Here is a 20,442-nt window from a genome sequence, read left to right on the forward strand (position 1 = left end):
TGACCTTTTCCATCAAGCGCATTTCGTGCCAGGTCGGCCCGGATGCGGGCCGTGCGCCGACCTGCCGCAATGCCCCCTCTAGCCCTGAGCCGTCACGGCCTGGCGCATGGGGTTGTTCGGATGCGTGGTCCAGTTCGCATACTCCCCGGTGACCGTCTGGCCGGTGCGGGGGTCCACCTCGCCCGGCTGCAGGCTGCGCATGGTGATGCACTCGGGCACGGGGCAGATGGACACGCACAGGTTGCAGCCCACGCATTCGGTGTCATCCACCTCGAACCGGCGCACACCGCCCTCCTTGCTGAAGGTGATGGCCTGGTGGGAGGTGTCCTCGCAGGCCACGTGGCAGCGCCCGCACTGGATGCAGCTGTCCTGGTTGATGACGGCCTTGTCGATGTGGTTGAGGTTGAGGTCCTTCCAGTCCCTGACCGTGGGCACGGCCCGGCCCTGGAAGTCCTCGATGCGGGCAAAGCCGTGCGCGTCCATGTAGTTGGACAGCCCGTCGCACATGTCCTGCACGATGCGAAAGCCGTAGACCATGGCCGCCGTGCATACCTGGACATTGCCGCATCCCAGCGCAATGTATTCGGCCGCGTCCTTCCAGGTGGTGATGCCCCCGATCCCCGAGATGGGCAGGCCCGCCGTCTGCGGGTCGCGCGCGATCTCGGCCACCATGTTCTGGGCGATGGGTTTCACGGCCGGGCCGCAGTAGCCGCCGTGCGAGCCCTGGCCATCGGTGCTGGGGTGCATGACCAGGGTGTCCAGGTTCACGCCCATCAGCGAGTTGATGGTGTTGATCAGGGACACCGCATCCGCGCCGCCGGCCTTGGCCGCACGCGCGGGAAAGCGCACGTCGGTGATGTTGGGCGTCAGCTTCACGATCACGGGCAGCCGGCTGTACTGCTTGCACCACTGCGTGACCATCTGGATGTACTCGGGCACCTGGCCCACGGCCGCGCCCATGCCGCGCTCGCTCATGCCGTGCGGGCAGCCGAAGTTCAGCTCCAGCCCGTCGGCGCCGGTGTCCTCCACCATGGGCAGGATGCGTTTCCAGCTTTCCTCCACGCAGGGCACCATCAGCGAGGCGATCAGCGCGCGGTCAGGCCAGGCCTTTTTCACGCGGGTCATCTCCTCCAGGTTGGTGCGCAGCGGCCGGTCGGTGATCAGCTCGATGTTGTTCAGGCCCATCACGCGCCGGTCCTGCGCCATGAGGGTGGAGTAGCGCGGCCCGTTCACGTTGACCACATGCGGGTCCTCGCCCAGCGTCTTCCACACCACGCCGCCCCAGCCGGCCTCGAATGCGCGGGTGACGTTGATCTCCTTGTCCGTGGGCGGTGCCGAGGCCAGCCAGAACGGATTGGGGCTGGAAATGCCCAGAAAGCGGCTGCTGATGTCTGCCATGTCGATGCTCCTTGAAAAGCGCGGGCACAGCCGCTCAAACCCCGGCCGCCACGGCGCTGGTCAGCGCCTGGTGCATGGCTCGCGCGGCGACCTTGCCGTGCTCCACCGCCTGTACGGTCAGGTCCTGGCCACCGGCGCGGCAGTCACCGCCGGCCCACACGCGCGGCACGCTGGTGCGGCCTTCGTCGTCGGTGTCGATGCGGCCGTCACGCAGGGCAATGGCCGCGCCCGCCGGCGTGCCGACATAGGTCTGGCCAATGGCCTTGAGCACCATGTCTGCCGGCACGTCGAACACCTCCTGCGTCACCTGCAGCCTGTCGCCCTCCATGCGGGTGCTGGCCATGCGCACGCCGCAGACCTTGCCGTCCTGCACCAGGATCTCCTGGGGCGCGGCCCACAGCCGCAGGTTGACGCCATGGGTCTGCGCCCATTCCTGCTCCACCCAGGAGGCGGACAGCGCATCCTTGCCCCGGCGGTAGAACATGGTGACCTCGTCGGCGCCCAGCAGCCGGGCCTGCACGGATGCATCCACCGCCGTCATGCCGCCGCCGATCACCACCACGCGCCGGCCCACCGGCACCGTGGATTTGTCGGCCGCCTGGCGGATGTCGGCAATGAAGTCCACCGCATTGCGCAAGCCTTCGGCCTGCGGCTCGGCCGCGCCCAGCGCATTGACGCCCGCCAGGCCCAGGCCGAGGAACACGGCGTCATGCGCCGCCAGCAGCGAATCCAGCGTGAAATCTCGCCCCAGCCGCTGGTTGTTGCGCGGCGTGATCCCGCCCACGGACAGCAGCCAGTCGATTTCCTTCTGCGCAAAATCGCCCGGGGTCTTGTAGCTGGCCAGGCCGTATTCATTGAGCCCGCCCAGCTTGGGCCGGGCATCAAACAGCACCACCTCATGGCCCTGCAGGGCCAGTTGGTGCGCGCATGTCAGGCCGGCAGGGCCAGCTCCGACCACGGCCACCTTGCGGCCCGTGGCGGCGGCACGCTGGAACAGCGGTGCACCATCGGAGGCCATGAAGGCATCGGTCGCATAGCGTTGCAGTGCACCAATTTCGACCGGCTTGTCTTCCTGGGTGTTGCGCACGCAGGCCTGCTCGCACAGTTGCTCCGTGGGGCAGACACGGGAGCACATGCCGCCCAGCGGGTTGGCCGTCAGGATTTCGCGCGCTGCGCCACGGACGTTGTCCTGGGCAATGCGGGCGATGAAGGCCGGCACATCGATGCTGGTGGGGCAGGCCGTGGTGCACGGCGCGTCATAGCAGTAGTAGCAGCGCTCGGCCTCGATCAAGGCCTGGGAACGGTTCAGCGCGGGATGGGCGTCGGAGAAATTGGCCGCGTAATCGGCCAGGTTCAGTCGGCCGGCGGCAATGCCGCAGGCGCGTTGCGCGGGGCTATCCATGGTGCATCCTCCAGAGTCAGGATTGAGGGCGTGAAAGGGGCCGCGGCATGCAGGTGCACGCCGGGCCATCTCGGACAACGCAAGGCGGGCCGCAGGAAGGACTCCTGAACGGCCCCGGATCCAACAACACAGTCTTCGGAGGTTTCATCGTGGTCCTCGCATGTGTAAGTGACGCCTCTTGTCGGGCGCACTGGGGGTGGAACGGAATTTACGCGGGTGAAAAAATTTACCAATCAGTAAAATCACCCAGAAAGTCGTCAGCAAGAAAGATGCCAGACAATCGCACCAAAATGGCGCCACTTATCCCGACTTACCATCTGCGCAATGGCAACCCTTTCTGACAATGCGCCCCCTTCCCTGGCTCGATCGGCCACGCGCAAACCCACGGCTGCGCGCCTGCGCAAGGAACTGAACATCCTGCAGACGGCCGAGCTTCACTTTGCGCAATACGGCTTCGAAGGCGCATCGCTGGAACTGATCGCGCACGACGCCGGCCTGAGCCGCCACAACCTGCTGTACTACTTCGCCAGCAAGGAGGAGCTGTACCTGCGCGTGCTGGGCGACGTGCTGACGCAGTGGCTCGCCGGCATGTCCGACCTGCTGCGCGGCGACGACCCTGCGGAGGCCTTGCGCATCTACATCCGGGCCAAGCTGCAGTCCTCGCGCGAGCGGCCCCATGGCTCCCGTGTCTTCACGCGCGAGGTGATGGCCGGCGCGCCACGATTCGGACAGGCCATAGCGAGCCAGGTAGGCCCGGCGCTGGCGGCAGACGTGCAGGCCTTCGAGCGCTGGGTGGCGCAGGGCAAGATTGCCCGCGTGGATTTCACCCACCTGATGTTCATCCTCTGGTCCGTGACCCAGGCCTATGCCGATCAGCAGGCCCAGTTCGCGCTGCTGCTGGGCCGGCCGGAACTGACCGCCGACGACTACGATACGGCGGCCGATCTGATCTACCGGCTGGTAATCCGTGGCCTGCAGCCGGATACCGCGGCTCTCGCACAATGAGCGCATGAATCACAGCATCCGCCTGAGACCCCTGGAGCGCGAAGATCTGCGCTCCGTGCATCTGCTCAACAACAATGCCGCCATCATGCGCTACTGGTTCGAGGAGCCTTACGAGACCTTCGACGAGCTTTCCGCGCTCTATGACGCCCACGTGCACGACCAGACCGAGCGCCGCTTCATCGTCGAGCACCAGGGCGATCGCGCCGGTCTCGTCGAGCTGGTGGAGATCGACCTGATCCACCGGCGCGCCGAATTCCAGATCATCATCGCCCCCGAGCAGCAAGGCCAGGGCATCGCAGCCCAGGCAACGCGGCTGGCGCTGGACTATGGCTTCAAGACGCTCAACCTGCACAAGATCTTTCTCCATGTGGACCAGGAGAACGAGAAGGCCATCCACATCTACGCGCGCATAGGCTTCGTGCAGGAAGGCGTGCTGATCGACGAGTTCTTCGCCAACGGCCAGTACCGCAACGCCATCCGCATGTACCTGCTGCAAAACGACTACCTGCAGGCACAGGCCGGCATCGGCACCTGAGCGCGGACCTTCATCCTTTCGGCGACCTCTTCCTGGCAGCCGCCTCGTTGAGGGCGGCTGCCTCGCGCACCAAGTCCTTGAACGCTTGCGCATCGATCTCCTCGCCCTCGCGGATATCGATGGCACGGCGCACCTTGCCGTCAAGGCTGGCGTTGAACAGGTGCTGCGGGTCGGCCAGCGATGCGCCTTTGGGAAAGGTGAGCTTCACGGCCGATTTGTAGGCCTCGCTCGTGCACAGAATGCCGCTGCACGACCAGACCGGCACCGACCATTTCCACTCTTCCGCCACGTCCGGAAGCGCTTGCACGATGAGCCGGCGCATATGCGCCAGCACCTCGCCGCGCCAGTCGCCCAGCTCGGCAATGCGCTGGTTGATCAATACGCTGGCCGACGCGGCCGCCTCGGGCGAAACTGTCTTGATCATCCATGTCTCCCAAAGTGATGCATGTTCGATCACAAGACAGGCCAAGGCAAGACCACAGGGAGAACGCACAAACAAAAAAGCCTTCTGAGTGATCAGAAGGCTTTTTGCATTCCATCTGGCAATGGAAAATTGGTAGGCGCGATTGGACTCGAACCAACGACCCCCACCATGTCAAGGTGGTGCTCTAACCAGCTGAGCTACGCGCCTGTGTTTGTTCGAGAAAGCGATTCTAGCACGGCTTTTTCAGCGTCCAGGCAAAAATGCCTGAACATGCTCAACGCCGCCGCGCCGAACGCACGCCCGCCACGGCGGCCACGATGCCCAGCACCTTGCTCAGGCGACCCGAATCGGCCACCTCCACGGTGAAGGTCATCCAGGCCGTTCCCTTGACGGACTGGGTCTGCACGCCAATGACATTGGTCTTTTCGCGCGCAAAGACTTCCGAGATATCGCGCAGCAGGCCCTGCCGGTCGGCTGCCTCCACGGACACATCGACCGGGTAGACGGCCGAGGCCACGGTGGCCGCCTTGGGCTGGCCCCAGGCCACGTCGATCACGCGCTCGGAATTGCGCGCCGCCATCTCGCGGAAGTTGGAGCAGTCGGAGCGGTGCACGCTCACGCCCTTGCCGCGTGTGACGAAGCCTCGGATGTCGTCCGGCGGCGCAGGCTTGCAGCACTTTGCCAGCTGGGTCATCAGCGAGTCCACGCCAACGACCAGCACGCCGCCCTTGGGCGAGTCCGTGCCGCGCGCCTTGCGCACGAGGGTGAATTCCTCGGGTTCTTCCTCCACCTCGGCGGGACGCAGCACGGTCTCGATATTGCGCAGCGAGTACTCGTCCTTGCCGACGACCTCGAACAGCGCATCTGCCGACTTGAAGCCCAGCTGCACCGCCAGCTCCTCCAGCTTGACGGCGGTCTTGCCCTCACGCTGCAGCAGCTTCTCGACGGCCTCGCGGCCGCGCGCCACGGTCTCGTGCGTGGCCTGGGCATTGAACCAGGCGCGCACCTTGGCCTTGGCGCGGTTGCTGGTCAGGTAGCCGAGGTCGGCGTTGAGCCAGTCGCGCGAGGGGCGCCCCTCCTTGACCGTGGTGATTTCCACGGTCTGGCCGTTTTGCAGCGGCGTGTTCAGGGGCACCATGGCGCCGTCCACGCGCGCGCCACGGCAGCGGTGACCCAGGCTCGTGTGCACCGAGTAGGCAAAGTCCACCGGCGTTGCACCCTGCGGCAGCTCGATGACGGCCGCGTCGGGGGTGAGCACGTAGATGCGGTCCTCGAACAGGCCGCGATGGTGCGCACCCGCCAGGTCGCTGCCCCAGGCCAGCAGCTGGCGCAGCACGGCGATCTTGGCGTCGTACTCGCTGCTGGCGGTGACGCCCGCATAGCCCTTGGTGCCTGCCTCCTTGTAGGCCCAGTGGGCGGCCACGCCGTGCTCGGCATGGTCGTGCATGGCCTGGGTGCGGATCTGGATCTCGATGGCACGGCCCGTCTCGTCGCGCACCACGGTGTGCAGCGACTGGTAGCCGTTGGGCTTGGGCTTGGCGATGTAGTCGTCGAATTCCGCCTCTATGGGCGTGAACTGCTCATGCACCCAGGACAGGGTGGCGTAGCAGTCCTTGATCGTGGGCACGACGACACGCATGGCGCGGATGTCGAAGACCTGGTCGAAGTTCAGCGACTTGCCGCGCATCTTCTTGACGATGCTGTAGATGTGCTTGGGCCGGCCCTGCACGGTGGCGCTGATGCTGTGCGCGCGCAGGTCGGCCTCCAGCCGTGCCCGCATCTGCTCCATGTAGGCCTCGCGCTCCACGCGCTTTTCATCGAGCAGGCGGGCCACTTCGCGGTAGGTCTCGGGCTCCAGGAAGCGCAGGGACAGATCTTCCAGCTCCCACTTGATCTGCCAGATGCCCAGGCGGTTGGCCAGCGGCGCGAACACCGTCAGCGCCTCGCGCGCAATGCCGGGAGAGACCGGGCGCTTGCTGGCCGCGTAGTAGCGCAGCGTCTGCAGGCGCGAGGCCAGCCGCAGCAGCACGACGCGCAGATCGCGCGAGAAGCCCAGCAGCATCTTGCGCACGTTCTCGGTCTGCGTGGCCTCATCGTCCAGATACTGACCGCCCAGCTCGGCGCCGCGCGCCTGCTGCTGCACGCGCATGAGCTTGTTGGTTTCCACGGCCAGGGTGGCGAAATTCTCGCCAAAAGCCTTGGCGATCACTTCCTGCGGACGATTCAGGTGCACGCTGGCATGCACCAGATAGATCGCCGCCTGCATCGTTTCGGAGCCACCGATGGTCTTGAGGATGGCGGCCACTGCATCGGCATGGGCCATCGTGTTCTCGCCGGACTCCATGGTCTCGGTGGCGATCAGCGGCTCGGCAAAGCTGCGCGCGCGGGCCAGCGCGTTGACCTGTTCGGGCAGGGTCTGCGACGTGGCCGTGATCAGGTGCGGCAGAACCGCCGGCACCTGGCCCGGCGCGGCTGCGGCGGGCGAAGGCGCCTGCACGGCGGCCTCGCTGCTGGCGGTCTTCATTCGTCACTCTCCCTGGCCTGCTCGGCAAGATTCATGGTGCTTGGCAAGCGCTCTTCTCCCCATAAGAACCGGCACAGCAAGGCCACCTGTCCTGCTGCGACGAAGGTGGGCGCATGCCCCACCCCTTCAAATTCCACGCAATGCGCCTTCGGGCCGCGCTGCGCCATGGCCTGCGCCGTGGCCGCAGTCAGCAGATCGGACTGCGCACCACGAACTAGCAAGACGCGTGCCTTGATCTGGTCATACAGCTGCCACAGCAGCGCTTCGCCGGCCTGGGCCATCTCGGGCGTAATCTGCTGCAGGGACACTGCAATCTGAGGGTCATAGTGCAATACCAGGCCGCCATCGGCGGCCGGCCGCATCATAGGTCGCGTCAATCGCAACCATTGCCCTTCGCTATGTGGGCCGAAGCCTTCGGAAATCAAGAGCAGCGCATGGGCAGCCTGTTCAAGATTTTCAAAATGCACGCCCTTGCCCAGGTACTGACCTATGCGCTCCAGGGCAGACCACTCGATGACAGGTCCCACATCGTTGAGCACCAGCCTGCGGATGGGCGCCGGCAGCGGCAGGCCCGGCTGGCCCGCAAGCGCCATGCCGATCAGCCCGCCCATGCTGGTGCCCACCCAATCCAATTGTTCGACAGGCGCCTGCGCATGCACCTGGGCCAGCAAGGCCAGCATGTCGGCTGCGTAAAGAGGCACCTGGTAGGCGGCCGGATCCTGCAGCCAGTCGCTTTCGCCACGCCCGACCACATCGGGGCAGATCACGCGGGCGCGTTCGCTGAGCCGCTCGGCCAGCACGTCGAAGTCACGCCCCTGGCGCGACAGGCCGTGCACGCAGACCACGACATGGGGATGGTTCGGATCGCCGGTGCGATTCCATTCCCAATAGGCCATGCGGTGCGACGCATTCTCTTGAGCAGCCGGGCTGGCAGTACGGCTCCAGGGTGAGGCACGCCCGGCAACTGCCGGGCAGGATACGTAGTTCAGCGTAGGATGATTCATGGAAACGCATTCGCGGAGCCGGCGCCGATAATGGCTGTGTTGCATCGTACATTCATTCGGAGACTCTCTATGTTGAAAGGCAAGACCGCCCTCGTGACCGGTTCGACCAGCGGAATCGGCCTCGGGATCGCGAAGGCGCTGGCCCGCCAGGGCGCCAATATCGTGCTCAATGGTTTCGGCGATGTGGACGGCCCCCGTGCCGAAGTGCTGGCCGCAGGCCAGGCCGCCGGCGCCCAGGTCGCCTACCACGGTGCCGACATGAGCCGCGTGGCAGACATCGAGGACATGGTCCAGTACAGCGTGCGCAATTTCGGCCAGATCGACATCCTCGTGAACAATGCCGGCATCCAGCACGTGGCGCGCGTGGAAGACTTCCCGCCCGAGCGCTGGGATTCCATCATCGCCATCAACCTGTCCAGCGCCTTCCACACCTCGCGCCTGGTCCTGCCCATGATGCAGGCGGCCGATGGCGGCAAGGGCTGGGGCCGCATCATCAACGTGGCTTCGGTGCACGGCCTGGTGGGCTCGGCGCAGAAGTCCGCCTATGTGGCGGCCAAGCACGGCATTGTCGGGCTGACCAAGGTCACGGCCCTGGAGAACGCCACCTCCGGCATCACCTGCAATGCCATCTGCCCCGGCTGGGTGCTGACGCCGCTGGTGCAAAAGCAGGTGGACGCCAAGGCCGAGCAGCACGGCATCAGCAATGAAGAAGCCAAGAAGCTGCTGCTGGGCGAAAAGGAACCCTCGATGCAGTTCACCACGCCCGAGGAGCTTGGCGAGCTGGCCGTGTTCTTCTGCTCGCCCGCTGCCGCCAACGTGCGCGGCGTGGCCTGGAACATGGATGGCGGCTGGGCTGCGCAGTAATCGCGGCCAGATAGAACCACTGCCAAAAAAGGAGCGCCACGGCGCTCCTTTTTTCATGGATGGGTCACCCGGTCAGTACATCTGCACCGAGCCCGACACGTGGACCATCACCTGCGCCTTGCCCGCTTCCACGGACACGGCATCCATTTCCGCGCCGGCGGCCTTGGCGGACATGGCCATCATGCGCGGACGCGGCATGGGCACCGAGGTATCGCTGCTGCTCACGTTGACCTCGCGCAGGCTGTAGTTGGCAAAGCCGAAGCTCTTGGACAGCGTGGTGGCACGCTGCTTGAACTGCTCGATGGCCTTGGCCTGGGCCTCGCCCTCGACCTTTTCACGGGCCTCGCGCGACAGGCCGAAGCCTACTTGCGACAGCGTCATGTCCTGCACCTGGGCCGCCGTCTGCGTGATGCGCGCGAAGTCGCGGCCCTGCAGAAGAATCTCGGCGCGGCCCTGCCAGCCTTCCACCTTGTTGTCCTTGCCATAGCGCGGATAGATGCCGAAGCTGCCGGTGCTCACATCCATCTGGCCCGACTGGGCGCTGCGCTTGGTCACTGCCATGGCGGCCTCGACCACTTTCTGCAGCTGGGACTGGACCGTGGCCGCATCGCGCCCTTCGCGCGTGGCCGACAAGGTGGCGGTCAGCAGGTCCTGCACCACATCCACCGAGCCTTCTGCAGACAACTGCACCACATTGGCCGGCTGTGCCTGCGCCGAGGCGGCGTTCTGCGCCCAGGCACCGCTGGCACAGACCAGCGCAGTGGCCGCGACCACGGACTTGACCCAGGGGCGGGACAGCTGTTTGGAAAGCTTGCTCATGCGTTCACCCTTTGAAATGAAAGGTAGTTCAGGGATACAACTGCATGCCGCCCTTTCGCTACGGCATGCCGCCAGATGGTGACAGGTGTGGAGCCGTTCAGGCCTATTCGCTCCGTCATTCACAACATTATTGCAACGATAAATGCATCAATGCGGTGAACCCATAGTTAAATATTCTAAAGACACATTTTCCGTTCTAAATTTAAACGCAACATCTGTAACACACGGCAAAAGTTCGGGGTTTTGACCAGACTTTTTAGCGCAAGCTGGTAACAATGGCGGCTGTTACAAATGACCGACCGAGGATGAACATGGCCACTACGACCAACCGCACCGACAAGATCCTGGTGGTGGATGACGATGCGCGCATCCGCGACCTGCTGCGCCGCTACCTGACGCAGGAAGGCTTCGAGATCATGATTGCCGAAGATGGCAAGGCACTGAACCGCATCCTGCTGCGCGAAACAGTGGACCTGATCGTGCTTGACCTGATGATGCCCGGCGAGGATGGCCTGTCCATCTGCCGCCGCCTGCGCTCGGCCAATGACCGCACGCCCATCATCATGCTGACCGCCAAGGGCGAGGATGTGGACCGCATCGTGGGCCTGGAAGTGGGCGCCGACGACTACCTGGGCAAGCCCTTCAACCCCCGCGAACTGCTGGCGCGCATCCATGCCGTGCTGCGCCGCCGCCCGCCGCAGGAAGCGCCGGGCGCGCCTTCCGGCGACAACGAGGTGGTGAGCTTCGGCCCCTTCACCTTCGACCTGGGCACGCGCGTGCTGCAAAAGAACGGCGAGGAACTGCCGCTGACCACGGGCGAATTCGCCATGCTCAAGGCCCTGGTGCGCCACCCGCGCCAGCCGCTGTCGCGCGAGAAGCTGGCCCTGCTGGCGCGCGGCCGCGAGTTCGAGCCCTTCGACCGCAGCCTGGACGTGCAGGTCTCGCGCCTGCGCAAGCTGATCGAGGAAGATGCCGCCGCACCGCGCTATATCCAGACGGTCTGGGGTGTGGGCTACGTGTTCGTACCCGATGGCGCGAACTGAAATGCATCACCCCATGAGGCGCTGCGCGCCTTCCCCCTCTCTCGCTCCGCGGGAGGGGGACGACGCCCTCGCCGCGAGGCGGCTCTTGCTCGGCGTCCCTGGGCTGGGGCCGTAACGTTTTATGTGCCGTTGACAATGCGCAGCGCCAAAACCTCACCCTGTCGACCGAGACAACCGGTAACGCAGGCTGGCCGGCACAGGCGTAATCTCGCAGCCGGCCCCTAGAATGACGAACCGCATTCCATGAGTTCCTTCACCGTCCCGCCCCACGACGCCACCAGCCCTGCGCCGCTCGACTACGAGCGGCGCATGACTGCGCGCTCTCCGCTGGGACTCAATCTTTTCTGGCGTACCTTCTGCCTGCTGGCCCTGTTGCTGGTGGGCAGCATCCTGGCGTGGCTGCAGACGCTGCGCGCCTTCGAGTTCGAGCCGCGCACGCTGCACACTGCCCAGCAGATCGCCTCGCTGGTCAACCTCAGCCGCGCGGCCCTGGTGCATTCGGATGCCATCAACCGCGTCTCTCTGATCAAGACCATGGCCGATCAGGAAGGCGTGCGCATTCTGCCGCGCGAGCCTGGTGACAGCTTCGAGCTGCTGGACCAGAGCACGCTGGGCAAGCGCCTGACCGAGGAGCTCACACGCCGCCTGGGCTACGGCACCATCGTGGCGCGCAGCGTCAATGGCGAACCGGGGCTGTGGGTGGGCTTCACCATCAATGGCGACCGCACCTGGCTGCTGATGGACCGCTCGCGCTTCACGCCGGCCAGCGGGCGCACCTGGCTGATCTGGCTGATTACGGCCGGCCTGCTGTCCCTGGCGGGGGCGGCAGCCATCGCGCGCCTGATCAACCGGCCGCTCAAGCAGTTGAGCTATGCGGCCAACCGCGTGCGAGATGGCGACTTCGACGCCAGCCAGCTCGACGAGGAAGCCGTCACCAGCGAGATCCGCGAGGTCAATATCGGCTTCAACCGCATGGCGCAGAAACTCGCCCAGCTGGAGCAGGACCGTGCGGTGATGCTGGCTGGCATCTCCCACGACCTGCGCACGCCACTGGCCCGCCTGCGGCTGGAGACCGAGATGAGCGTGGTGGACGACGTGGCGCGCGAGCACATGGTGGCCGACATCGTGCAGCTTGACGCCACCATCGACAAATTCCTGGACTACGCCCGCCCCGACCATGTGACCCTCAACCCGGTCAACCTGCATGCCGTGGTGTCTTCCTGCGTCTATGCGGTGCAGGACCACCGCGAGCTGCAGATCAGCATGGCCGTGCCCGAAGGCGTCTATGTGCTGGCCGACGAGGTGGAACTGGCGCGCGTGATCTCCAACCTGTTCGAGAACGCTCGCCGCTACGGCAAGACGCCCGAGACCGAAACCACCCACGTGGACGTGACGGCATCGGAGCGCGAAAGCTGGGTCGTGATTCGCATCCGCGACCATGGCCGTGGCGTGCCGCCCGAGCAGCTGGCCAGCCTGACCCAGCCCTTCTTCCGTGGCGACTCCGCGCGCACAGCCGCAGCGGGCGCAGGCCTGGGCCTGTCCATCGTGGACAAGACGGTGCAGCGCATGGGCGGCGTGTTTGCGCTGTCCAACTCCTCCACGGGCGGGCTGGTCGCCCATGTGCAGTTGCAGCGTGCCTCGGGCGTGGCCAAGGGTGCCGAGCCCGAGCAGCGTCTGCAGCGCCCGCAGATCAAGCGCCAGTTGCCTCCGCGTGCGCAGGACGGCGCCCTGGACGGAGAGGACTGAGCCCGCAGCGCGCGTTCGTCAGATACGTTCGGCAGATACAAAGGCCCCGGCGATCATTGACCGATCGCCGGGGCCTTTTGCCATGGGGATGGCACCCCGCTGGTCAGGCGCGGAACAGCAAGGCGGCGGCGCGCGCCTCCATGGCCTGTTGCTGGCCCACGGGCCCGAGCTTCTCGGCCGTCTTGGCCTTGACGTTGACCTGGTCCAGCGCCAGGCCCAGCGCCGTGGCGATGCGCTCGCGCATGGCAGGAATGTGCGGCGCCAGCTTGGGAGCCTGGGCAATGATGGTGCTGTCGATGTTGCCAATCTCCAGGCCCGTGGCGCGCACGCGGCGCGCCGCCTCCACCAGCAGCACCAGCGAATCGGCGCCACGGAATTCGGGGTCGGTGTCGGGGAAATGCCGGCCGATGTCGCCCAGCGCCGCGCCGCCCAGCAGCGCATCGGTGATGGCGTGCAGCAGCACGTCGGCATCGGAATGGCCCAGCAGGCCCAGCTCATGCGGTACCTCGATGCCGCCCAGGATCAGCTTGCGCCCGGGCACCAGGGCATGCACGTCCCAGCCCTCGCCAATACGAAAATTCATGTGAAACATTCCAGGTTCAGAAAAACGGATTGCCCGACGCCTGCGGCTGGTCGCGCTTGCCCCGGTAGCGTTCCAGCGTCGCGCCATGCGCGCGCTGCGACAGCACGGCGGCAGCCAGCGCAAAGTCGTCGGGATAGGTGACCTTGAAGTTCTGCGCGCCGCCGGGCACCAGGCGCGGGCGCTGGCCCACGGCCTCCATGGCGCTGGCCTCGTCGGTCACGGCCGATCCCGCGTGCTCCAGGGCGTCGAGCAGCGGCGCGATGCGAAACATCTGCGGCGTCTGCGCCAGCCATTTGTCGCTGCGGTCCACCGTGCCCGCCACGCGCACGCCGCCAGGCCCGGTCACGGCCGTCTTGAGCGTGTCGGGCAGCTTGTGCGCCAGCAGGCCGCCCACGGCATCGTGCTCGCAGGCGTCGATCAGGGCATCGATCAGTTCGGGCGTCACCAGGCAGCGCGCGGCGTCGTGCACCAGCACCCAGTCGTGCGCGCTCGCACCGCGCGCCAGCAGCTCCTTCAGGCCGTTGGTCACGGATTCGGCCCGCGTGGCGCCGCCGCAGGCCGCCGTGGAGTAGCGCGTGGGCGACGGGCCCGGCAGGCCCTGGCGCCAGAAATCATCGCCAGGCGCGATCACCACCAGGGTATGGTGCACGCGCGCTGCGCCCGCAAAGGCGGCCAGCGTGTGCGCCACCATGGGCGCACCGGCCACCAGGTGGTATTGCTTGGGCAGTTCAGGCGCAGGCGCATCGGGCGCGATGGCGCGCGAGCCCGTGCCCGCACAGGGGATCAAGGCCCACAGGCGGGCCGGCTCCAGGGATGCGGGCGCAGCCGCCGCAAGCAGATCTGTCATGGTGGCGCATTGTAGTGACGGCCATGCGCCACCATGGACATGCGGGCATGCCTGCATGGCCGCCATGCGTGCTGGCTAAAATGGTTCGATACCCCTCTGCGCGTGCCGAGGGGTTTTGTCGTTACTTCGCCCAGGCGCTGCGGCGCCCACGTCCAAGCACCATGGAACTGCCCAAGCTCACTCCCGGAAAACGCTTCACCCTGCCCCGCCCCGTGGGCAGCGCCGACGCCCTGCTGCTGGCCCGCCTGGGCGAGCGCGAGAAGGCTGCAGGCCGGGTGACGGCCATCGTCACGGCCGACGCCTCGGATGCCCAGCGGCTGATCGACGAGATGGCCTTCTTCGCCCCGGGCCTGCGCTGCGCGCTGTTCCCCGACTGGGAGACCCTGCCCTACGACAGCTTCTCTCCCCACCAGGACCTGATCAGCGAGCGCCTGGCCACGCTGTGGCGCATCAACCAGCGCGACAAGGAGCATGGCGCCGACGTGGTGCTGGTGCCCGCCACCACGGCGCTGTACCGGCTGGCGCCGCCCTCCTTCCTGGCCGGCTACACCTTCGAGTTCAAGAGCGGCCAGAAGCTGGATGAGGCCAAACTCAAGGCCCAGCTGACCCTGGCCGGCTACCAGCATGTCTCCCAGGTGGTCAGCCACGGCGAGTACGCGGTGCGCGGCGGCCTGATCGACCTGTTTCCCATGGGCTCGCTGCAGCCCTACCGCGTGGATCTGTTCGACGACGAGATCGACTCCATCCGCACCTTCGACCCCGACACCCAGCGCAGCCTCTACCCCGTGCCCGAGGTACGCCTGCTGCCCGGCCGCGAGTTCCCCATGGACGAGGACGCACGCGCCAAGTTCCGCCAGCGCTGGCGCGAGCTGCTGGAGGGCGATCCCACGCGCAGCCGCATCTACAAGGACATGGGCCAAGGCATTGCCACGGCCGGCATCGAGTACTACCTGCCGCTGTTCTTCGACGAAACGGCCACCGTGTTCGACTACCTGGGCGCCGATGCCACCGTGGTGATGCATGGCGACCTGGAGCCGGCCTTCCAGCGCTTTTGGCAGGACACCAAGGAGCGCTTCCGCCTGGTGCAGGGCGACCCCGAGCGCCCGGCCCTGCCGCCCGAGGTGCTGTTCCTGTCCGCCGACCAGTTCTACACGCGCGCCAAGGAGCACGCCCAGCTCGCGCTGCGCCCAGGCACCGAGGACGTGGCCGACAGCGCAATCTTCCAGAAGCTGGAGGACCTGTCCGTGGTGCGCGGCGCGGAAGACCCGCTGGCGCGCCTGCAAAGGCACATTGCCACCAGCGCCCACCGCATCCTGCTGCTGGCCGAGTCCGATGGCCGGCGCGAAAGCCTGCTGGACTTCTTCCGCGCCTCGGGCGTGAACCCGCCGGTCTTCGACTCGCTGGCCGAGTTCCAGGGCGATGCGGGCGAGAAGGTGGGCATTGCCACGGCCGGCCTGATGAACGGCTTTGCCTGGGTGGAGGAAGGCCTGGACTTCGTCACCGAGACGGAGCTGTTCGCCACCAGCCCCACGGGCCGCAGGCGCCGCCGCCAGGAGCAGGTCAGCGATGTGGAGGCGCTGATCAAGGACCTGTCCGAACTCAAGGTGGGCGACCCCGTGGTGCATTCGGACCACGGCATCGGCCGCTACCAGGGCCTGGTCAACATGGACATGGGCCAGAAGAACCCTGACGGCACGCCGGCCGTGCAGGAGTTCCTGCACCTGGAGTACGCGGGCAACGCCGTGCTCTACGTGCCTGTCAGCCAGTTGCAGCTGATCAGCCGCTACACGGGCGTCTCGCCCGAGGACGCGCCGCTGCACAAGCTCGGCGGCACGCAGTGGGAAAAGGCCAAGCGCAAGGCGGCCGAGCAGGTGCGCGACTCGGCAGCCGAGCTGCTGAACATCTATGCGCGCCGCGCCGCACGCCAGGGCCATGCCTTCCGCTACTCGCCCCAGGACTACGAGCAGTTCGCCAACGACTTCGGCTTCGAGGAAACGGCGGACCAGCGCGCCGCCATCCACGCCGTGATCCAGGACATGATCAGCCCCCAGCCCATGGACCGCCTGGTCTGCGGCGACGTGGGCTTCGGCAAGACCGAGGTGGCCCTGCGCGCGGCCTTCGTGGCCATCACGGGCGGCAAGCAGGTGGCCTTTCTCGCGCCCACCACGCTGCTGGCCGAGCAGCATTACCAGACCCTGGTGGACCGCTTCTCCAAGTGGCCGATCAAGGTGGCCGAAGTCTCGCGCTTTCGCTCGGGCAAGGAGATCACGGCGGCCGTCAAGGGCATTGCCGACGGCTCGGTGGACATCGTCGTGGGCACGCACAAGCTGCTGTCCGAGTCCACGCAGTTCAAGAACCTGGGCCTGCTGATCATCGACGAGGAGCACCGCTTCGGCGTGCGCCACAAGGAAGCCATGAAGGCCATGCGCGCCGAGGTGGACGTGCTCACGCTGACGGCCACGCCCATCCCGCGCACCATGGGCATGGCGCTGGAAGGCCTGCGCGACCTGTCCGTCATCGCCACCGCGCCACAGCGGCGCCTGGCCATCAAGACCTTTGTGCGCAACGAGGGCACGGGCGTGATCCGCGAGGCCGTGCTGCGCGAGCTCAAGCGCGGCGGCCAGTGCTACTTCCTGCACAACGAGGTCGAGACCATCGAGAACCGCAAGCAAAAGCTCGAGGAAATCCTGCCCGAGGCACGCATTGCCGTGGCCCACGGCCAGATGCCAGAGCGCGAGCTCGAACGCGTGATGCGCGACTTCGTGGCCCAGCGCTACAACATCCTGCTGTGCTCGACCATCATCGAGACCGGCATCGACGTGCCCAGCTCCAACACCATCCTCATCAGCCGCGCCGACAAGTTCGGTCTGGCCCAGCTGCACCAGCTGCGCGGCCGCGTGGGCCGCAGCCACCACCAGGCCTATGCCTACCTGATGGTGCCCGACCTGGACAGCCTGACCAAGCAGGCGCAGCAGCGGCTGGAGGCCATCCAGCAGATGGAGGAACTGGGCTCGGGCTTCTACCTGGCCATGCACGACCTGGAGATCCGCGGCGCCGGCGAGGTGCTGGGCGAGAACCAGAGCGGCAACATGATGGAGGTGGGCTTCCAGCTCTACAACGAGATGCTGTCCGAGGCGGTGCGCAGCCTCAAGGCCGGCAAGGAGCCCGATCTGCTCAGCCCGCTGTCGGCCTCCACCGACATCAACCTGCACGCGCCGGCCCTGCTGCCCAACGACTACTGCGGCGACGTGCACCTGCGCCTGTCCTTCTACAAGAAACTGGCCACGGCCCGCACCAGCGACCAGATCGACACCCTGCTCGAAGAAATCGTGGACCGCTTCGGCAAGCTGCCGCCCCAGGCGCAGACGCTGATCGACGTGCACCGCCTGCGCGTGCTGTCCCAGCCCTACGGCGTGGTCAAGGTGGATGCGGCGCCCGGCGTCATCAACATCACCTTCAAGCCCCAGCCGCCCGTGGACCCGATGGCCATCATCCACCTCATCCAGAAGAACAAGCACATCAAGCTGGCCGGCAACGAGAAGCTGCGCATCGAGCGTGCCCTGGACAACCCCAAGGACCGTGCCCAGATGGTGCGCGACGTGCTGCGCAGCCTGGGCCAGCCGCTGGTGGAGGCGAAGGCGGCCCAGCCCGCATAGAACGCGTCGTTCCAGCCATGTTCCTCGAAGCGAGCATCGCCCTGCTGGCCCTGGCCACCGCGCTGTGGCTGCGCCCCTGGCGCATGCTGGCCGGCCGCCCGGGTCCGGGCGGCCCGCAGGACCGCATGGCCTCGCCCCTGGTCACGCCGCTGCTGGGCGTGCTCGTGCTGCTGCCCTGGATCTGGGCCCTGCCCACGCTGCACCGCATGCCGCTGCAACTGCAGTGGTCCTCGGCGCCGCTGGTGGTGCTCATGCTGGGCTGGCCTCTGGCCGTGCCGCTGCTGCTCGTTGTGGGTGGCCTGGCGGCCCTGCTGTCGCCGGCCCTGGGCTGGGGCGATGCCCTGGGCATCTCGGTCTGGCAGGGCATCGTGCCGGCCACGCTGGCCATGCTCTGGGGCGCAGCGCTGCGGCGCTGGCTGCCGCACCAGATCTTTGTCTACATCCTCGCGCGCGGCTTTGCGGGCACGGTACTGTGCGTTTTCATCTCGGCCCTGCTGGCCCAGGCGGCGGGCCACGCCCTGCCCGGCGTCAACGAGGATCTGTCGCGCATCGCGCGCTGGCTCATGGCCTGGGGAGATGCCGTGGTCACCGGCATGGTCACCGCCATCTTCGTGGTGTTTCGCCCCCAATGGCTGGCCACCTGGTCGGACGCCATCTACCTGCGCCAGCCGCCCGCAGCCTGACGGCAGGCCCGCCACTGGATATGATTTGCGCCTGTTTCCCGCCAGCCCGGCGGCCCGTCCCCTTTTTGCTGCCCCACCCATGACCGATGTCACCGAATTCGCGCCCGGACTGCTGATCCGCGGCATCCAGCCTCCGCTGAAGCTGGCCGACTACAAGCTCATCGCGTTCGACATGGACTCGACGCTGATCACCATCGAGTGCATCGACGAGATCGCCGACGCCACCGGCAAGAAGGCCGAGGTCTCGGCCATCACCGAAGCCACCATGCGCGGCGAGATCACCGACTTCAAGGACAGCCTGCGCCAGCGCGTGGGCAAGCTCGTCGGCGTGACCGAGGCCGACATGGCCCGCGTGCTGGCCGAGCGCCTGAAGCTCTCCCCGGGCGCCGAAACCCTGGTGCGCGCAGCCCAGGCTGCGGGCCTGAAGGTGCTGCTGGTCTCGGGCGGCTTCACCTACTTTGCCGAACATGTGCGCGGCATGCTGGGCATCGACTTCGTGCGTGCCAACGTGCTGGAGATGCGTGACGGCGCGCTGACCGGCGGCCTGATCGAGCAGCCCTGGGGCGACATCTGCGACGGCGCCGAAAAGCGCCGCACCCTGCTGGAAGTCGCCTCGCTGCTGGGCATTCGCCCCGACCAGTGCATCGCCGTGGGCGACGGCAGCAACGACATTCCCATGATGCAGGTCGCAGGCCTGTCCGTGGCCTACCACGCCAAGCCGCGCGTGCGCAACGAAGCCAAGGTCTCCATCACCGAAGGCGGCCTGGACCGCCTGCTGGAAGTCCTGCGCTGAAAACGGGTGGCAGCGGCGGGCGCAGGCCGCTGCGCCGCTCCGCAATCAATGGCTTTTGAAGCAATCAAAATTGATAGCTAAAGCCATTAAAAGCACTCAAAAACCCACTCAGAGAGTGGGTTTTAAGTTGTTATAGACCAACTGTCTGAGTTGGCCATATCTGCGAGGTTTGCGGCCCGTCGCCTCTGCGTGCAAGCGGAAGACACTGGACGGGCTGACGCCATAGGCCTCTGCAATAGCCCGCTGTGGAATACCGGAATCAGCAAGCTGGATGATCTCGTTTGCATCCTGCAAAGGAATGCTCGGCGGCCGGCCAAGGGTCTTGCCCTTCTTGATTGCCTCAAGCTGCCCGGCCATGCACCGCTCTCGAATCAAGCTCCGCTCAAACTCTGCAACAGCGCCAAGGACCTGCAGCATCATCCGCCCCATTGAAGTCTTCACGTCGACGGGCTCTGTGAGGCTGCGAAGCCTGGCTCCTACTCCCTGAACATGCTCAATGATGCGGATCAAATCGCGCAGACTACGAGCGAGCCGATCCAGCTTGTAAACAACGAGTTCATCACCACGACGAAGACGCAGCAATAGAGCTTCGAGTTCGGGCCTGTGCTTCACCGCTGATCGTTTTTCCTGAATAACCTCATGACACCGTGCCGCGACAAGTGCACTCGCCTGCATTGATGTGTCTTGATCCAGGGTGCTGACTCGCGCATACCCATAACGCATACGTTCTCCTAGCGTATTTTGTGAAAATGAGAATGCCTGCAGCAATACCGTTTCTCAGGGCACGCAGCAGGCTTGGTCAGTTTGCGAGGGTTTTGCCAACGCGCGAAACGCCTCGGCTTGCGAGGGCTGCGGCTGGGCGATGTGTTCGACCTGGTCGAAATCTGGAAGCGCGGGCCAGGCGCGGTTTCGACCTGGTGGACGATGGAGCCGGGCATGTTGCGCGGCAAGTGTTGACATGGGGCGATGCCCCATACCCCTCAGCAGCGTAGCCTGAATTGCTTGTCTCTCGAAAGACGGCGCTCTTCGGTAATCCAGGGTCTGCTGTCAACTCGCGCCAAGCCATCCAGCCACTTGATGCGCTCATCGAGCTGCTGGCAGGCTGATCTATTCGAC

At 66.1% G+C, this 20,442-nt stretch carries 17 protein-coding genes and 1 tRNA gene; 8 read left to right on the forward strand and 10 right to left on the reverse strand.

Annotation, left to right across the window (positions count from 1 at the left end; translation table 11 throughout):
• Nucleotides 1-78 precede the first annotated feature (78 nt).
• Nucleotides 79-1,398 carry an NAD-dependent dihydropyrimidine dehydrogenase subunit PreA gene (gene preA, locus DELCS14_RS19185; RefSeq protein ID WP_013803150.1) on the reverse strand — a complete coding sequence of 440 codons (1,320 nt, stop codon included), beginning with the start codon at nucleotides 1,396-1,398 and terminating at the stop codon, nucleotides 79-81.
• 34 nt (nucleotides 1,399-1,432) lie between these two features.
• Nucleotides 1,433-2,800, reverse strand: a complete 1,368-nt coding sequence (locus tag DELCS14_RS19190) for an NAD(P)-dependent oxidoreductase (protein ID WP_013803151.1) — start codon at nucleotides 2,798-2,800, stop codon at nucleotides 1,433-1,435.
• 324 nt (nucleotides 2,801-3,124) lie between these two features.
• On the opposite strand from DELCS14_RS19190, the gene DELCS14_RS19195 reads away from it, so the two are divergent.
• Entirely contained in the window at nucleotides 3,125-3,805 is a 681-nt protein-coding gene (locus DELCS14_RS19195) for a TetR/AcrR family transcriptional regulator (protein WP_013803152.1), read from the forward strand.
• 4 nt (nucleotides 3,806-3,809) lie between these two features.
• A complete protein-coding gene (speG, locus tag DELCS14_RS19200) occupies nucleotides 3,810-4,340 on the forward strand; it encodes a spermidine N1-acetyltransferase (protein WP_012204707.1) in 531 nt (176 codons plus the stop codon).
• 10 nt (nucleotides 4,341-4,350) lie between these two features.
• On the opposite strand, the gene DELCS14_RS19205 is transcribed toward speG, so the two are convergent.
• From DELCS14_RS19205 to DELCS14_RS19220, 4 genes are all read right to left on the reverse strand, one after another.
• Nucleotides 4,351-4,764 (reverse strand): DUF1801 domain-containing protein, encoded by a 414-nt coding sequence (locus tag DELCS14_RS19205; RefSeq protein WP_013803153.1) that lies wholly within the window; start codon nucleotides 4,762-4,764, stop codon nucleotides 4,351-4,353.
• 130 nt (nucleotides 4,765-4,894) lie between these two features.
• Nucleotides 4,895-4,971 (reverse strand) — tRNA-Val (locus DELCS14_RS19210).
• Between the two features lie 67 nt (nucleotides 4,972-5,038).
• Nucleotides 5,039-7,288 carry a bifunctional (p)ppGpp synthetase/guanosine-3',5'-bis(diphosphate) 3'-pyrophosphohydrolase gene (locus DELCS14_RS19215; RefSeq protein WP_013803154.1) on the reverse strand — a complete coding sequence of 750 codons (2,250 nt, stop codon included), beginning with the start codon at nucleotides 7,286-7,288 and terminating at the stop codon, nucleotides 5,039-5,041.
• Nucleotides 7,285-8,292, reverse strand: a complete 1,008-nt coding sequence (locus DELCS14_RS19220) for an alpha/beta hydrolase (RefSeq protein ID WP_013803155.1) — start codon at nucleotides 8,290-8,292, stop codon at nucleotides 7,285-7,287. Before DELCS14_RS19220 ends, DELCS14_RS19215 begins: the two co-directional genes overlap by 4 nt.
• Nucleotides 8,293-8,361: 69 nt before the next feature.
• On the opposite strand from DELCS14_RS19220, the gene DELCS14_RS19225 reads away from it, so the two are divergent.
• Nucleotides 8,362-9,156: a 3-hydroxybutyrate dehydrogenase gene (locus DELCS14_RS19225; RefSeq protein ID WP_012204702.1), complete on the forward strand. Its 795-nt coding sequence runs from the start codon at nucleotides 8,362-8,364 to the stop codon at nucleotides 9,154-9,156.
• Between the two features lie 72 nt (nucleotides 9,157-9,228).
• Here DELCS14_RS19225 and DELCS14_RS19230 read toward each other — a convergent pair whose 3' ends face one another.
• Nucleotides 9,229-9,975, reverse strand: a complete 747-nt coding sequence (locus DELCS14_RS19230; protein ID WP_013803156.1) for an SIMPL domain-containing protein — start codon at nucleotides 9,973-9,975, stop codon at nucleotides 9,229-9,231.
• 305 nt (nucleotides 9,976-10,280) lie between these two features.
• Here DELCS14_RS19230 and ompR point away from each other — a divergent pair, with 305 nt between their 5' ends.
• Together ompR and DELCS14_RS19240 are read left to right on the forward strand one after the other, a co-directional pair.
• Entirely contained in the window at nucleotides 10,281-11,018 is a 738-nt protein-coding gene (ompR, locus tag DELCS14_RS19235) for a two-component system response regulator OmpR (protein WP_017404718.1), read from the forward strand.
• Between the two features lie 243 nt (nucleotides 11,019-11,261).
• Complete coding sequence (locus tag DELCS14_RS19240) at nucleotides 11,262-12,764, forward strand: ATP-binding protein (protein ID WP_012204699.1); 1,503 nt, start codon at nucleotides 11,262-11,264, stop codon at nucleotides 12,762-12,764.
• Between the two features lie 103 nt (nucleotides 12,765-12,867).
• Here DELCS14_RS19240 and ispF read toward each other — a convergent pair whose 3' ends face one another.
• Nucleotides 12,868-13,347 (reverse strand): 2-C-methyl-D-erythritol 2,4-cyclodiphosphate synthase, encoded by a 480-nt coding sequence (gene ispF, locus DELCS14_RS19245; RefSeq protein WP_013803157.1) that lies wholly within the window; start codon nucleotides 13,345-13,347, stop codon nucleotides 12,868-12,870.
• A gap of 16 nt (nucleotides 13,348-13,363) precedes the next feature.
• Nucleotides 13,364-14,194: a 2-C-methyl-D-erythritol 4-phosphate cytidylyltransferase gene (gene ispD, locus DELCS14_RS19250; RefSeq protein WP_013803158.1), complete on the reverse strand. Its 831-nt coding sequence runs from the start codon at nucleotides 14,192-14,194 to the stop codon at nucleotides 13,364-13,366.
• Nucleotides 14,195-14,355: 161 nt separating this feature from the next.
• Between ispD and mfd the strand changes: the two genes are divergently transcribed.
• The 3 genes from mfd to serB all read left to right on the forward strand — a co-directional run bounded on the left by mfd (nucleotide 14,356) and on the right by serB (nucleotide 19,326).
• The gene (gene mfd, locus DELCS14_RS19255; RefSeq protein WP_013803159.1) at nucleotides 14,356-17,850 is read left to right on the forward strand and encodes a transcription-repair coupling factor; all 3,495 of its coding nucleotides are present in this window, start codon (nucleotides 14,356-14,358) and stop codon (nucleotides 17,848-17,850) included.
• A 17-nt stretch (nucleotides 17,851-17,867) separates the two neighbouring features.
• Nucleotides 17,868-18,533, forward strand: a complete 666-nt coding sequence (locus DELCS14_RS19260; RefSeq protein WP_013803160.1) for a hypothetical protein — start codon at nucleotides 17,868-17,870, stop codon at nucleotides 18,531-18,533.
• 79 nt (nucleotides 18,534-18,612) lie between these two features.
• Nucleotides 18,613-19,326, forward strand: a complete 714-nt coding sequence (gene serB, locus DELCS14_RS19265) for a phosphoserine phosphatase SerB (protein WP_012204694.1) — start codon at nucleotides 18,613-18,615, stop codon at nucleotides 19,324-19,326.
• Nucleotides 19,327-19,434: 108 nt separating this feature from the next.
• Here serB and DELCS14_RS30130 read toward each other — a convergent pair whose 3' ends face one another.
• On the reverse strand, nucleotides 19,435-20,094 hold the full coding sequence (locus DELCS14_RS30130; protein ID WP_228676796.1) for a recombinase family protein: 660 nt from the start codon (nucleotides 20,092-20,094) through the stop codon (nucleotides 19,435-19,437).
• Nucleotides 20,095-20,442 lie beyond the last annotated feature (348 nt).

This window comes from Delftia sp. Cs1-4 (genome assembly GCF_000214395.1).
Lineage (GTDB): Bacteria > Pseudomonadota > Gammaproteobacteria > Burkholderiales > Burkholderiaceae_C > Comamonas > Comamonas acidovorans.

What these genes read in the sequence shown, in the direction of transcription:
- ispD (WP_013803158.1), bottom strand. Translation starts at nt 14,194, where the DNA reads ATGACAGATCTGCTTGCGGCGGCTGCGCCCGCATCCCTGGAGCCGGCC.
- DELCS14_RS19260 (WP_013803160.1), top strand. Translation starts at nt 17,868, where the DNA reads ATGTTCCTCGAAGCGAGCATCGCCCTGCTGGCCCTGGCCACCGCGCTG.
- DELCS14_RS19240 (WP_012204699.1), top strand. Translation starts at nt 11,262, where the DNA reads ATGAGTTCCTTCACCGTCCCGCCCCACGACGCCACCAGCCCTGCGCCG.
- DELCS14_RS19195 (WP_013803152.1), top strand. Translation starts at nt 3,125, where the DNA reads ATGGCAACCCTTTCTGACAATGCGCCCCCTTCCCTGGCTCGATCGGCC.
- DELCS14_RS19225 (WP_012204702.1), top strand. Translation starts at nt 8,362, where the DNA reads ATGTTGAAAGGCAAGACCGCCCTCGTGACCGGTTCGACCAGCGGAATC.
- preA (WP_013803150.1), bottom strand. Translation starts at nt 1,398, where the DNA reads ATGGCAGACATCAGCAGCCGCTTTCTGGGCATTTCCAGCCCCAATCCG.
- DELCS14_RS19230 (WP_013803156.1), bottom strand. Translation starts at nt 9,975, where the DNA reads ATGAGCAAGCTTTCCAAACAGCTGTCCCGCCCCTGGGTCAAGTCCGTG.
- speG (WP_012204707.1), top strand. Translation starts at nt 3,810, where the DNA reads ATGAATCACAGCATCCGCCTGAGACCCCTGGAGCGCGAAGATCTGCGC.
- DELCS14_RS19215 (WP_013803154.1), bottom strand. Translation starts at nt 7,288, where the DNA reads ATGAAGACCGCCAGCAGCGAGGCCGCCGTGCAGGCGCCTTCGCCCGCC.
- ispF (WP_013803157.1), bottom strand. Translation starts at nt 13,347, where the DNA reads ATGAATTTTCGTATTGGCGAGGGCTGGGACGTGCATGCCCTGGTGCCC.
- DELCS14_RS19190 (WP_013803151.1), bottom strand. Translation starts at nt 2,800, where the DNA reads ATGGATAGCCCCGCGCAACGCGCCTGCGGCATTGCCGCCGGCCGACTG.
- mfd (WP_013803159.1), top strand. Translation starts at nt 14,356, where the DNA reads ATGGAACTGCCCAAGCTCACTCCCGGAAAACGCTTCACCCTGCCCCGC.
- DELCS14_RS19205 (WP_013803153.1), bottom strand. Translation starts at nt 4,764, where the DNA reads ATGATCAAGACAGTTTCGCCCGAGGCGGCCGCGTCGGCCAGCGTATTG.
- DELCS14_RS19220 (WP_013803155.1), bottom strand. Translation starts at nt 8,292, where the DNA reads ATGAATCATCCTACGCTGAACTACGTATCCTGCCCGGCAGTTGCCGGG.
- serB (WP_012204694.1), top strand. Translation starts at nt 18,613, where the DNA reads ATGACCGATGTCACCGAATTCGCGCCCGGACTGCTGATCCGCGGCATC.
- ompR (WP_017404718.1), top strand. Translation starts at nt 10,281, where the DNA reads ATGAACATGGCCACTACGACCAACCGCACCGACAAGATCCTGGTGGTG.